The following is a 14,404-nucleotide window of genomic DNA, read 5'->3' on the forward strand; positions in this document are numbered from 1 at the left end:
ATCCGCATTCGAAGTAAGAGTGCGTTTTGAGGAGATAAAAAGAAAAGGTGTGTTGGCTGTCTGTTTTAACAAGGAAGAAAGACAACAGAAGAGCACTCACTTATTTGGTTTAAAATAAAAAATTGGTACGAAGTGAACGTTCTCTTCTATGTGTCGTTAGTAGAGGAAGGATGAAAGAAATGAGAAAGAATGGTCCAATGGTAAACCGTTGGCTCTACGGGTTGATGTGTTTGTTACTTGTTCTAAATTATGGCACACCACTCATGGCTTTGGCGGAAGATGTTAACAGCGATGGCCAGTTAACGTTAGGAGAAGTGAAGCAAACCAGCCAACAAGAAATGACCTTAGCGCTTCAAGGAAAAGCACAACCAGTAACACAAGAGGTTGTAGTGCATTATAGTGCCAATGTGTCAATCAAAGCTGCACATTGGGCAGCGCCCAATAATACGCGCAAGATTCAAGTGGATGACCAGAAGAAACAGATTCAAATTGAATTGAATCAGCAAGCGTTAGCAGATACGTTAGTCTTAACGTTGAACCCTACAGCTACAGAAGATGTGACGTTTTCTTATGGACAACAGCAACGAGCGTTGACGTTAAATACTGGTACTGATCCGACAGAATCAACGGCAATCACGAGTTCGCCAGCCGCATCAGCGAATGAAGGTTCAACAGAAGAAGCATCTACAAACTCCTCTGTTCCTCGTTCGTCCGAAGAAACTGTCGCCAGCACGACAAAAGCGATAGAAAGTAAAACAACCGAGTCTACGACTGTTAAACCGCGCGTAGCAGGACCAACAGATATCAGTGACTATTTTACAGGTGATGAAACAACGATTATCGATAATTTTGAAGATCCGATTTATTTAAATCCTGATGGCACACCAGCAACACCGCCGTATAAAGAAGATGTGACCATTCATTGGAACTTTAACTGGTCGATTCCAGAAGATGTGCGAGAACAAATGAAAGCAGGCGATTACTTCGAGTTTCAATTACCTGGCAATTTGAAACCTAATAAACCAGGTTCAGGTGATTTAGTTGATGCAGAAGGCAATGTCTATGGAACCTACACAATTAGTGAAGATGGTACGGTTCGTTTTACCTTTAATGAGAGAATCACGTCTGAAAGTGACATTCACGGGGACTTTTCTTTAGATACTCATTTGAATGATTCAGATGGGCGGGGCCCAGGAGATTGGGTGATTGATATTCCTACACAAGAAGATTTGCCGCCTGTAGTGATTCCAATTGTCCCAGATACCGAACAACAAATTGATAAACAAGGCCATTTTGATCGAACGCCCAATCCTAGTGCGATTACTTGGACGGTAGATATCAATCAAGCGATGAAAGATCAAACAAATCCAACTGTGACGGAAACATGGCCAACAGGGAATACCTTTAAGTCCGTGAAAGTCTATGAGTTAGTGATGAATCTTGATGGAACAATTAAAGAAGTGGGTCGCGAACTTAGTCCAGATGAATATACCGTTGATAAAAATGGCAATGTGACGATTAAAGGTGACACCAACAAAGCGTATCGTCTTGAGTACCAAACGACGATTGACGAGGCGGTTATTCCAGATGGCGGCGGCGATGTGCCTTTTAAAAATCACGCGACGTTAACAAGTGATAATAATCCAAATGGGTTAGATGCTGAAGCAACTGTTACCGCCACATATGGCAAAATGTTAGACAAGCGCAATATAGATTACGACGAAGCCAATCAAGAATTCACTTGGGAAATTAACTACAACTATGGTGAACAAATCATTCCAAAAGACCAAGCAGTCATTACAGACACAATGGGCGATAATTTAACGTTTGAACCAGATTCTTTACATTTATATTCAGTGACGTTTGATGACAAAGGAAATGAAGTCGTTGGAGCAGAACTTGTGGAAGGAAAAGATTACAAAGTGGTAATCAACGGAGACGGTTCCTTTGCAATTGACTTTTTACATGATGTGACTGGCGCAGTCAAGATTGATTATAAAACCAAAGTTGATGGAATTGTCGAAGGCGATGTTGCCGTGAATAATCGTGTGGATGTTGGCACTGGTCAGCATTCAGAAGGTGATGGCACAGCCAGTCAACAAAATATTATTAAAAACACTGGCGCAGTTGATTATCAAAATTCAACGATTGGTTGGACGTTAGCTGTGAATCAAAATAATTATTTGATGGAAAATGCCGTGATTACGGATACGTACGAACCAGTTCCTGGCTTAACTATGGTACCCAATTCGTTGGTTGTCAAAGATACAACCACTGGTGCTCAGTTGACGTTAGGCAAGGATTTCATGGTAGAAATAACTCGTAATGCAGATGGTGAAACAGGCTTTAAGTTAAGTTTCATGGGGGCATATGCCAAAACAAGTGATGCTTTCCACATAACCTATACTACCTTTTTCGATGTTACCGAGTTAGACGCTAATGATCCCGCGTTGGACCATTACCGAAATACTGCTGCCATTGATTGGACGGATGAAGCAGGAAACAATCATCATTCAGAAGATAGTAAACCGTTTAAACCTTTACCTGCTTTTGATTTAAATGCGCAAAAAAGCGGTGTTTACAATGCCGTCACCAAAGAAATCACTTGGACGATTGCGGTTAATTTAAGTAATAATCGTTTAGTCGACGCCTTTTTGACGGATCCAATTTTAACCAATCAAACCTATTTGGCTGGGAGCTTGAAAGTCTATGAAGGCAATACAAAGCCAGATGGTTCGGTTGAAAAAGTGAAACCAACGCAACCGTTGACGGATATCAAAATGGAAGAACCAAGCGAGAAAAACAAAAATACTTGGCGTGTTGACTTTCCTAATGATAGTCGTACGTATGTGATTGAATTTAAGACGTCTGTTGATGAAAAAGTTATCGAAGGTTCGGCTAGCTATGACAATACCGCATCTTATACAAACCAAGGTTCTTCACGTGATGTGACAGGAAAAGTTTCTATTCAACATGGTGGCGAATCAGTGAAAAAAGGTGGCGAATACCACAAAGATGATCCAGATCATGTGTACTGGCATGTAATGATCAATGGCGCCCAATCGGTTTTAGACGATGTGGTTATCACTGATACACCCTCACCAAACCAAGTGTTAGATCCCGAGTCATTGGTGATTTACGGTACCAACGTAACAGAAGACGGAACGATTACGCCAGATAAATCTGTTATTTTAGAAGAAGGAAAAGATTACACACTGGAAGTTACCACCGATAATGAAACAGGACAACAAAAAATTGTCGTTAAAATGGCCCATATTGAAGCACCTTATTATATGGAATATCGTAGTTTAGTGACTTCTTCAGCGGCGGGGAGTACAGACACGGTATCCAACCAAGTGTCAATTACTGGAAATGGTTCAGAAGTCGTTCATGGGGATGACAATGGCGATGTGGTCGTTGACATTGATCACAGTGGCGGGCATGCCACAGGGACTAAAGGCAAAATTCAGCTGAAGAAAACAGCCATGGATGGGACGACTATTTTAGCAGGCGCCCATTTCCAAATTTGGGACCAAGCCAAAACACAAGTCCTACGTGAAGGTACAGTAGACGCCACTGGGGTTATCACATTTGGTGGGTTGCCGCAAGGGCAATACATTTTGGTGGAGACAAAAGCACCAGAAGGCTATACAGTTTCGGACGAATTAGCTAAAGGCCGAGTCATTACTATTGATGAAGAAACTTCAGCCGAAGGAGCACAACCAACCATTATTAAAAACGATGTCAGTAAAGTAATTTTAGAAAAAACAGATGAGAAGGGCAAAAAATTAGTCAATGCACGCTTTAAATTAGAGCATGCTGTAACCACGCCGTTTACTCATTGGGAAGAAGTTCCACTTGCGCCGGATCGAACCAACGCAAATGGCCAGTTAGAGGTGGATAGTTTAAAACCAGGGCTTTATCAGTTTACAGAAATCGAAGCACCGACAGGCTATCTTTTAGACACGACACCCAAACGGTTCATTGTGACACAAAACACGAGCGGACAAATTCGTGATGTTCATGTTAAAATGCTTAATTACCAAGGTTCTGCTGAGCTAATTAAAAAAGATCAAGCAGGTAATCCATTGGCAGGGGCTGAATTTTCGGTACTTGATGCCACAGGACAAGCGGTTCGAGAACACTTAGTTTCGGATGCAGACGGAAAAGTCACAGTAACGGATTTAGCCCCAGGCAAATATCAATTTGTGGAAACTAAAGCGCCAGCAGGGTACCTTTTAAACACTGAACCAAGTGCTTTCACGATTGCAGCAAGCGATCGGGGCAAACCAGCAACAGTTATAGCAACGGCTAACTTTGTTAACTATCAAGGCGCAGCTAAATTAATCAAAAAATATGTGAATGGACACTTATTAAGTGGTGCGACATTTAAAGTGCTTGATGCGAAGGGACAAACGATTCAAACAGGCTTGACGACAAATAATCAAGGGGAAATTGTTGCAGAGCACTTAGCCCCAGGAAAATATCGCTTTGTAGAAACCAAAGCGCCAACAGGCTATTTATTAAATACCACGCCAGTCCCATTTGAAATTGCTGAGAAAAATGCTGGTAAACCAGCGGTCGTTGTTGCTAGTGACAACTTTGTGAATTACAAAGGGGCTTTCCAAATCGTGAAAACGAATAGCGCAGACCAACCATTAGCAGGTGCTGTTTTTGAATTATATGATCACAATAAACAATCATTAGGGATTACAGCAACGAGTGGCAAAGATGGCAAAATTATCTTTAGAGACTTGGCGCCAGGTACCTATTATTATAAAGAAATCAAAGCACCAAAATTACCAGATGGCGCAGATTATATTATTTATCCTGAATTAGTAAAAGTAGAAATTCGTGGTGATTTCAAAGGCGATCCGGAGATCTTCCAATTAGGGGCCTTCGCCAATTTCAAAGGACGCGCCGTATTTAAGAAAATTGATGCCAATGCGAACCCACTTCCAGGAACGATTTTTAAATTGTATCGAATCGAAAACGGGGAAAAAATCTTTGAAAGAGAAGTAACTGCTGAAAAAGATGGTTCATTGGCTATGGAGGATTTAGGCGCTGGTAGCTATGAATTAGATGAACTGGATGCAACGGATGGCTATATCGTCAATAAACAACCCATTTATTTTGTAGTGAAGAAGAATTCAAATGATAAACAACCACTAGATGAGTTAGAGTTTGTAAATTATCAAGCGGAAGTAATGGGACGTAAAGTCAACGAGCAAGGTCAAACCTTAGCGGGTGCAGTTTTTGCAATTTACAATGCCGATGAGCAGAATCAGCCCCAAGGTTCACCGATAACATTCTTGAATCGTGCAGGAGAAAAAGTTTCTGAAATAACAACGGATAAGACTGGCGAAATTTACGCTAAAGGGCTGAATGAAGGGCATTACGTTTTAGTGGAAACGAAAGCACCAACAGGTTATCTGTTAGACACAACGCCACATCCATTTGATGTAACCGCCCAATTAGGAAAAGAGCAGCCAATTGCTTTAGGCGATCTTATCAATTATCAAGGAACTGCTCAATTAACCAAAGAAAACGAAACAGGTGAAGCATTGGCAGGTGCGGTGTTTAAGGTCATTGATGAAACAGGGCAAACCGTGGCTGGACAAACCAATCTGATGTCTGACAAGCAAGGCAAAGTCATTGCGAAAAACTTAGCACCGGGAACGTATCGTTTTGTGGAGACACAAGCGCCAACAGGCTATCTTCTTAATGAAACGCCAAGCGCAAGCTTTACGATTGCGAAAGACAACCAAGGCAAACCAGCCACTGTGGTACTTAAAGCACCTTTTATTAATTACCAAGGTGCTGCCAAGCTGGTGAAAATTGATCAGCAAAAGAATGCCTTAGCAGGTGCTGAATTTAAAGTGACAGATGCAGAGACAGGGCAAACTGTCGCTCGTTCATTACGTTCTGACAACCAAGGGTTAGTTCAAGTGAACCACTTACAACCAGGAAAATATACCTTTGTGGAAACAAAAGCACCGGATGGTTACCAACTGTCTAAGCAAGCTGTCGCATTCACTATTGCAGCAACAGCGAAAGACAAACCTGAACTTGTGGATGCGGGCACGTTTGTTAACGAGAAACAACCTGTATCCAAAAAAACAAAACCAAATCAGCCAACAACGAAACAAGCAGCTAGAGAGACAGGTTGGCTTGGTTTACCGAAAACCAACACACAAGTCAATTACTTCTTTGTCTTTATCGGCCTCCTGTTGGTCGGTTTGGCAAGTTGGCTCTTCTATAAAAAGAGCAAGAAATAAGCAAAAGCTATAAAAAAACAGGCCATCCGTCCTTTCGACGGATGGCCTGTTTTTTCATCTTAAGCTAATCAACTGAACAAAAGTAGCTCCTTCTTATTGACATTCTCAGGTAAGCCTTCATCGCAGTTTAGCCTTTGAACAGAACTTACTGGGTTCTTGGAGATAACCGCTTGTGCCTCAGCCTTTGTTTTTCGATGCTATCTTTAGGTATTTTGGCTAAAATATTGTACACTTTGCATGTGCAAGAAATTTAGTTAGAGATATGAGGATAGAATGATGAAAAAGATGATGGTTTTATACAACGAAACTTCAGGAAGTAGTGAAAGTAAAGAGATTGCAGAACGCTTTAAAAAAGCTGCAGAAGCGAAAGGGGAAGCGGTTATTTTGCAACCTTCCAATCCAGACATTGATTCTGAAGAAATGCGGAAAAATGCCAAAGAAAATCAAGTGGGTGTCTTGGTCGTCATTGGTGGTGACGGGACCATTCATCATGCCGTTCAAAATTTTAAAGACACCATTCGTGACTATCAAATAGGGATTATTCCAGGTGGAACAGTCAATAATTTTGCACGTGTGTTAAGTATTCCTTTGAAAGAAGAAGACGCCTTTGAGACCATTTTGGCAGGACAGACCACGCCAGTTGATTTTGGGATGGTAAATCAAGATGTGATGATTTCGACCTTAACGATTGGACTATTAGCGGACACAGCAGCAAATGTGACCCAACAGGAGAAACAAAAATATGGTCCTTTAGCCTTTACAAAGCAATTTTTCCGCTTATTAATGAAAAAGAAAAAATACAAACTAAAAATTGATGGCGATGAAAGACGTTGGCATGGCAAAGCCCAATTATTAACGATGACCATGACGAATTCTGCTGGCGGCTTTACCAATTTCGATGCCAATGCCACGCCAGATGACGGCGAAGTGCACATTATCATTTTACCTAAGTTAGTTTTTTACAAGTTTGTCTATTATTTACCTAAAATTATCAGAGGACAATTAAATGAAATTCCTGGTGTCGTGTATTTCTCTGGGAGTCAATTTAAAATTAGTGGCGAAAAAGACAAGAAAGTCCAAACACGAACAGATGGCGACCCTACCGATGATTTACCGATTAAAGTAACGGTGGAAGCTGGGGGACTCAACGTGTTTGTTCCTGAAACGTCCACATCTACGAAAGAATAAAAGAAACAACTGTTATTTTTTCGTGGAATAGATTTCTCATTTTGTGTACAATAGAACAGAAGAGAGGCAGTTGAGTGAACAGTGAAATGGGATGAATATGTTGATATATTCGATACAGATGTCGTTTCTAAAATTATTATTTTAAGAAACTTGCCAATTAATGAAGGCTGGATTGACATCAATGAGTTAGCAGAAGAATTACAATTAAACAAAAAATCAGTCAAAAAATACGTAGAACTTCTAAAAGATGACATTACGTATTATGCTGTGGATAATGATGCTTCTTTGGCTTTTGAAAAGGGGCATGGCTATCGCTTGAACTTGGCGTCTAGCCAAGCGTTCCAGAAACTTTATACAGCAATTTTTCGGGATAGTTTAACTTATCAAGTAATGGAAGATTTATTCTGGGGTCGATTTAATGGAATTGTGCCAGCGACAGCAAAGTATCATACTAGTGATGCCACGATTCGGCGCTTGCTCAAAGGGTTTACAGAAATTTTAGCACCATTGGGTTTAGTAATTAATAAAAGTACTTGGAAAATTGAAGGCAATGAAGCGTATTTGCGCCATTTTGCTTACACTATTTTTATGGACTTAATCCGTGATACTTGGCCTTTTGACTATATACAAGAAACGGAAGTCGCACAAACCGTCCAAAAAATGATGGCTTTTTTCAACGTAGAAGTTGCGGAAACGGTGACACGCCGAGTTAAATATATGGTCGCTATCTCAAAAGTCCGTAGTGCGCAAGGCGCCGAATATCGACCTTCAGCCGAGCAAGAAACTTATTTAGAAGGTAATAAACATTACCAAGCCTTTATAGAAGAGATGACAGCTACAACCCTTTTCCTTAACAAAAACGATTTAACTTTTGTGTACTTTTTCTTGTTAGCCAATGACCAATTTTATCAAGATGAAGCCACTGCACAAGCAATTTTAGCGCATTTTGATGAGACTGAAGCACCTGTTTACATGTTGACTCATTTAGTCCAACATTTCTTATTAGAAGAAATACACATGACGCCGCAATTGGAGAAAATTCGTCCGCAAATTTTTTATTATTTGTTTGCTACACATTTATTTGCCGAACTTTACTATGTCCAAAATGTGAAAATGTACAATGTCTTTTGGAATAAAGTTAAAGAAAAATATCCGGTTCTTTTAGAAGAATTAAGCCAAGGCTTAAATCAACTTTACGAACAAACAGGCAATGAATTATTTACAAATAAAGAATTTTTGGCTCTGCGTTATTCTAGTGTTTTGGCGCTTTCCGATGATTTAATTCATCGCGAACAAAAAATTGTTTTAGGTTTAAAATCAGGCTTGCCAGTACTGGAAGAAGAACGGGTGAAACTTTCGATTGAAAATAATTTTCGTCGGTTCTATGCATTGGAAGTTTTACGATACAGTGAAGCAAGCAAAGAAGAATGGCAAAATATTGATTTACTATTAGTGACTTCTTTGACAGATGTGGAAACGGGTCATCCAGAGATCTTTTTACTTTCAAGTGAGTTAACGTTTGAGCAATATAATCGTTTGAACCAAAAAATAGTAAAAATTAACGAGAAAAGAACCACGTCACTTTAATAAAAAATCAAAAAAATGGGCTTTTTTGATGCATATGTCCGATAAATTGTAAAAAAATTTTTCTAAAAAGTAAAAAAAGACAAGAAGAAAACGTCAATAAGTAGGTAATCAACACCTACTTATTGACGTTTTCTCGTTGTTTTTTAATAAATACTGCGTCAATTCTTCTGAAAATTATGTCAAAAAGGTACTTTTTTTGCTTTTTTTATCGTAAATAATAGATGATTAGCTATTGATAGTAAAGGAACTACTACTTTTTTTAACAGGCAGTTAAAAAATATTGAGGGTTCTCACAAGAATTTTTCTATATAATAGAAAGAGCAAGGGAAGGAAGGCGGGATAGAATGAAAAAACGGATGGAACAAATTGAAGAAATCTTAAGTTGTGAAGAAAATAGTGCCGGTGTTCGATTAAAGGAATTGGTTGAGGCCTTAGAATTAGAAGTCACAAATCAAAACTTGTTAAAGGTAACAAGTGTTTTACATATGAATCCAAGATTAAAAAAAATTTATGCATACGAAGACAGTCATGTCATTACGCTGTATCAACTTTTACAAAATAAGCCGTTAGAAGTAACGGAATGAAAAGAGGGAACTCCATGAAGAAAACAATGCTCATACTTCTGTTTGGTTTATTAACAGTGGTTGGTCTACCAATGGTGACCGAAGCGGTTGAACCAGTTAACGCAACAGATACAACGATTTTTGGTACGCAAGCGATGGTGCCTAATAGTGCAGAAGATCAATCAGATAAGTTACAGACGTTGCTGAGTCAGACAGCAAAGGAAGGAAACGCATTATTTTTACCACAGGGAAGTTATGCTTTGTCAAAAGATATTACGATTTCTTCAAATTATCAATTAATTGGCGATACAACAGGAGCCACTATTTTACATAATGCTACAGGTACACCGATTCAACTGAAAGACACTAAGTACGGAACGAAAACCAATGTACGACTTCAAAATATTGCTTTTGACGGCATCAATGTGACCTTGAAATTGACGAATCAATTAACGCTAGCAAACAATATCTTCTATAATCCATTAAAAGGATTTGTGGTCAATTTAAATGCAGACATTGGCGTTAAGATTTCAGGCAATATTTTTATGCGAGACACAGCACACATGCAACCCAATATTGATTTTAACCGAGCGATTTACATTGGTGGTTATTCAACACCAAGTCGCTTCCAGTATATGTCAGATGTAGACATCGTGGACAATCTATTTGGATTAAAAGTGACAGAATTAGATGCAATTAAAAGTACCAGTCGTTCAGATTTAGCAGCGACTATTACACGTTTGCAAACAGCCATTGAAGCTGGTGCTATTTCAGTACCTAATGAACAAAACTATCTATCCACCGGGGTTAATTCTTTTAATATGCTGAAGGATGTAACTGTTCAACATAATTTTTTCTATTCACCTTATGATAATGAAGACTTGAATGGTCTGGTGGGAGATCATGCAATTTATTTCCGTGGTGCTCAAAACATCACGGTGGTGGGGAATCATTTACGTGGACTACAAAATGGTCCAGCTGGCGGATTTAATTTAAATCAGGCCGTAATATTACGATTATGAATAATTATTTGCGAAATACAGGTCTCATTATGTATGGAACACCAGAGATTGGTTTGGCAGAAACACAAGCAGAGGGAGCTATTTCAGAATTATCCAACTGGCTAGTGGCTAATAACATTTTTGATTGGAAGTATTGGGACAATCAATATGCAATTGGAATGGAATACAATCGACATACAGGAAATAACAATGTGTTCAATGGCGTATTTATCAACAATCAGTTTGTTAACTACCACAATATTCCGCAAAACCGACGTCGGGAATTGTTAATCGCTAGTGGCGGTGGTTTCCGACCAGAAACGAGTTTTGTGAAAGACAATACTCGAGATGATGGCCTTAAAAACGGCCAATTATTGGTAGAAAATTGGACAGAGGCGGACTATCGCTTAATGCCAGCAACATGGGAACCGTTAATTTCACCAACGCTTTATGAGCAATATAAAAATACGCCAATTCCGGTTAGAAATACTTTAGCAACCCCTGTGGCTACAACGATTGTGCAAGGACAATCAATCGATCCGCAGCAACTGGTTGCTAATACAAATGACGCGGATGAAGCAGTCCCAACTGCTAAAATCGTCAATCCAGAGGTTTTAAATGAAATCGGCCAACAAAAAGTGACTGTTCAATTAACTTATGAAACAGGTTCATTGGTAACAGTGAACGTACCGGTGACGGTAGAGGCTCCGGCAAAAAAGCTTGATTTGTCCCAACTACAAACCGTTTATGCTTCGATTGGTGAAGCAAACCAATATACGGTTTACTCTTGGCAGCTATTCACTGCCATTGGGCCTAAAACGATTGTTTCTTCCTATTATCAGCAGGCGACACAATTGTTAGCAGAAGGTCAGGTGAGTGGGGACAAAACTCAAGAACAAGTGGATCAGTTAACAAGTAATTTGCAATCTGCAATGAAAGTATTAGTCAAAAAAGCCGATATCACGCTAGAGCGTGCAGAAGCAGAAAATGAACTGGCAAGCGTTCATAAATTAGACGAATCTGTATATACCACAGACTCTTGGCAAGCCATGCAAGAAGCCTTAATAGATACAACAACTGGCGAAAGAAGCTCTAAGCAGTTACAACAACTGCTTGCTTGGTCAGATGAAGAATTATTAGAGCCAACACTTGGTGGCTTTAAAACGCCTGCAGATGCACAAAAGCGTATTAACCAATTAACACAAACCATAAAAACGGCGTTACTTCTGTTAGTTGAAAAATCAACAGAGACAACTAGTAACACAAGCGAAAGCAGCACCTCAAGCACGACAAGTGAAAGCAGTAGTACCAGCGAAAGCAGCACCTCAAGCACAACCAGCGAAACCAGTAATACCAGCGAAAGCAGCACCTCAAGCACGACAAGTGAAACCAGTAATACCAGCGAAAGTAGTACCTCAAGCACGCCAAGTGAAACAAGCAATACGAATGAAAGCAACACGCCAAGCACAACCAGCGAAAGCAGTGCTTCAAGTACGACCAGCGCAACCAACAGTACAAGTGAGAGTAGCACCCTAAGCACTGTAAACGAAAGTAGCCAAAACAAAGGCCAAAATTCTGTCATTTACGCGGTAGAGTCTAATCAAGATCCTAATGACGCTCAAAGTAATTCAAAGACCTCTGCCAAGGCTAGTCAAACAAAGGAATCAGTAGCAGAAAACCAAGCAACTAAACAGATACAGACGAATCAAGAATCGTCAGGAACAGTCAAAAAAGCGGATAATACGACCAAAATTGCCAAGAAAAAATTCCCCAAAACAGGGGAACAATCTTCAGCAGTTGGGAGCTTCCTAGGCCTGAGCTTTTTATCGTTAGCCATAGCAACCTATTGTTTTAAAGTGAAAAGATAACTCTTTAAAAACGGATAAGTAAACATCCTGAAACAAGAAATAGGACTTGTTTCAGGATGTTTTTATATAAAATTAAAAGAACTACAGTTTTTAGTGAAAAAATACACAAAAGTACTTGAATTTCTGTGATATAAGGGTAAAGTAAAGGAGGACAAAAAACAAAGGAAGTGAAATATTTGTATACACCAGATGAAATTTTAAGTATCAGTATTGAAAATGGTCAGAAAAAAATTCAAAAGCCTTTGGTAGCAAAACTCATTTTAGGATTTATCGGCGGTGCCATGATTTCCCTCGGCTATTTGGCTTATGTGCGTGTTTCCGCCTCTATTCCAGCAGATTTAGCCAGTGTTCAAGCTTTAGTGGGAGCTGCGGTTTTCCCAATTGGTCTAATTGTTATTTTAATGGCTGGTGGTGAGTTAATCACAGGAAATATGATGGCGGTGAGTACGGCTTGGTTTGCTAAAAAGGTCTCTTTCAGAGAATTACTCGTGAACTGGGTCACAATTACATTGGCAAATATGGTTGGCGCCCTATTTGTTGCCTATTTTTTTGGCCATTATTTAGGTTTAACCAGTAGCGGCGCCTATTTAAATCAGGTTCTTTCTCTTGCAGAACATAAAGTTGCAGCAACTTGGCTTCAAGCAATTATTTCAGGTATTGGCTGTAACTGGTTCGTAGGTCTGGCCTTATGGCTTTGTTATGGTGCGAAAGATGCAGCGGGGAAACTATTAGGCATCTGGTTTCCAGTAATGATTTTTGTTGCAATTGGCTTTCAGCATAGTGTGGCGAATGCATTCATCATTCCAGCCGCAATTTTTGAAGGCGGCGTTCAGTGGGGAGACTTTTTCCGTAATTTTATTTTTGTTTATTTAGGTAATATCATTGGTGGTGCCATTTTTGTTTCTGGCTTTTACTATTTAAGCTATCGCAAACATTAAATCCATTTAGCAGATAAAAACCTATACAAAGGCTAAACGCCTTTGTGCAGGTTTTTTCTTTTTAAACAAAAAGGAAAACGGTTGAAAAATTATTGCTAGATTTTTAAAACAATGTTACATTAATGTTACAAAAAGATTTCTGGAGGTAACGGAAAATGAAAAAAATTGCTTTGTTCAGTATGTTAACGTTCAGTGTATTGTCTTTAAGTCTAGCAGGATGTGGAAACAAAAAAACAGCAAGCACAAATGATTCTAAGCCAAAGCAAGAAACAAAGAAAGCCACGCAGAAATCCTCTAGTCAACAAGAAATGAAAAATAGTCATTCGTCTGTCGCGGGTCAAAATTCTAATGTGGCAGGGGAAAATCCGTCAGAAAATGTCACGCAGCCTTCTGCAGGAACTGATGAAACGAATGAAGTCCCTCAAAACCAAGCACCTGATACAAACATTACAATTACCAATGTTGTTTTCAATCCTGAAAGAAATGAAATTAATGGTACTACATTACCTAATGCAACCATTACAGCAACGGTAGTCGGTGATGCTTCTGCACAAGCAGGTGTTTTTTATGCGGATGCCAATGGCAATTTTACAGTAATTAGTCCCAGAGCGGGAGCGACTACTCAATTAATCGCAACCGTTGATCAACGGAATAGTGCACCTGTCCAAATTGATATTCCAAGTTCAGGACAAGAAGCAGCGCTTTCTTTTAGCAATATTACGATTGATCCGAAACAAGGGACAATTTCTGGTAAAACAGCACCGAATGCAACTATTTTAGTGTCACGTGCAGATGATGCGCGGGTGATTTTAGCAAGTTTTACTGCGGATGCCCAAGGGAATTTCACAGCCAGTAATTTAGTTCCCGGCACAAAAAATCGCTTAGATGTTACGTTAAATGGAGAAATAGGGACACCTTACTTGTTTGACTTACCAAATTAAAATAGAAGAGAAATGATCAAAGCCACCAACGCTAGTTAGC

General features: G+C 39.5%; 6 protein-coding genes and 1 pseudogene. All 7 read left to right on the forward strand.

Annotation, left to right across the window (positions count from 1 at the left end; all coding sequences use genetic code 11):
• Nucleotides 1-179 precede the first annotated feature (179 nt).
• The 7 genes and pseudogenes from fss1 (at nucleotide 180) to IGJ20_RS00455 (ending at nucleotide 14,364) form a co-directional block, all read left to right on the forward strand.
• Nucleotides 180-6,278: a fibrinogen-binding MSCRAMM adhesin Fss1 gene (fss1, locus tag IGJ20_RS00425; RefSeq protein WP_202522265.1), complete on the forward strand. Its 6,099-nt coding sequence runs from the start codon at nucleotides 180-182 to the stop codon at nucleotides 6,276-6,278.
• A gap of 273 nt (nucleotides 6,279-6,551) precedes the next feature.
• Nucleotides 6,552-7,466, forward strand: a complete 915-nt coding sequence (locus IGJ20_RS00430) for a diacylglycerol/lipid kinase family protein (RefSeq protein WP_202522266.1) — start codon at nucleotides 6,552-6,554, stop codon at nucleotides 7,464-7,466.
• Between the two features lie 81 nt (nucleotides 7,467-7,547).
• Nucleotides 7,548-9,053, forward strand: coding sequence for a helix-turn-helix domain-containing protein (locus IGJ20_RS00435; RefSeq protein ID WP_002379255.1), 1,506 nt, complete (start codon nucleotides 7,548-7,550; stop codon nucleotides 9,051-9,053).
• Nucleotides 9,054-9,397: 344 nt separating this feature from the next.
• Nucleotides 9,398-9,637, forward strand: a complete 240-nt coding sequence (locus IGJ20_RS00440; RefSeq protein ID WP_002386394.1) for a hypothetical protein — start codon at nucleotides 9,398-9,400, stop codon at nucleotides 9,635-9,637.
• Nucleotides 9,634-12,485: pseudogene (locus IGJ20_RS00445) on the forward strand (glycosyl hydrolase family 28-related protein). Before IGJ20_RS00440 ends, IGJ20_RS00445 begins: the two are co-directional and overlap by 4 nt.
• Before the next feature lie 176 nt (nucleotides 12,486-12,661).
• Nucleotides 12,662-13,423 (forward strand): formate/nitrite transporter family protein, encoded by a 762-nt coding sequence (locus IGJ20_RS00450; protein ID WP_002389593.1) that lies wholly within the window; start codon nucleotides 12,662-12,664, stop codon nucleotides 13,421-13,423.
• Nucleotides 13,424-13,578: 155 nt separating this feature from the next.
• Entirely contained in the window at nucleotides 13,579-14,364 is a 786-nt protein-coding gene (locus IGJ20_RS00455; protein ID WP_002390354.1) for a hypothetical protein, read from the forward strand.
• The last annotated feature ends 40 nt before the right edge of the window (nucleotides 14,365-14,404 follow it).

It is taken from the genome of Enterococcus sp. DIV0294 (assembly GCF_050558155.1).
GTDB classification, from domain to species: Bacteria; Bacillota; Bacilli; order Lactobacillales; family Enterococcaceae; genus Enterococcus; species Enterococcus faecalis.

What these genes read in the sequence shown, in the direction of transcription:
- fss1 (WP_202522265.1), top strand. Translation starts at nt 180, where the DNA reads ATGAGAAAGAATGGTCCAATGGTAAACCGTTGGCTCTACGGGTTGATG.
- IGJ20_RS00430 (WP_202522266.1), top strand. Translation starts at nt 6,552, where the DNA reads ATGATGAAAAAGATGATGGTTTTATACAACGAAACTTCAGGAAGTAGT.
- IGJ20_RS00440 (WP_002386394.1), top strand. Translation starts at nt 9,398, where the DNA reads ATGAAAAAACGGATGGAACAAATTGAAGAAATCTTAAGTTGTGAAGAA.
- IGJ20_RS00455 (WP_002390354.1), top strand. Translation starts at nt 13,579, where the DNA reads ATGAAAAAAATTGCTTTGTTCAGTATGTTAACGTTCAGTGTATTGTCT.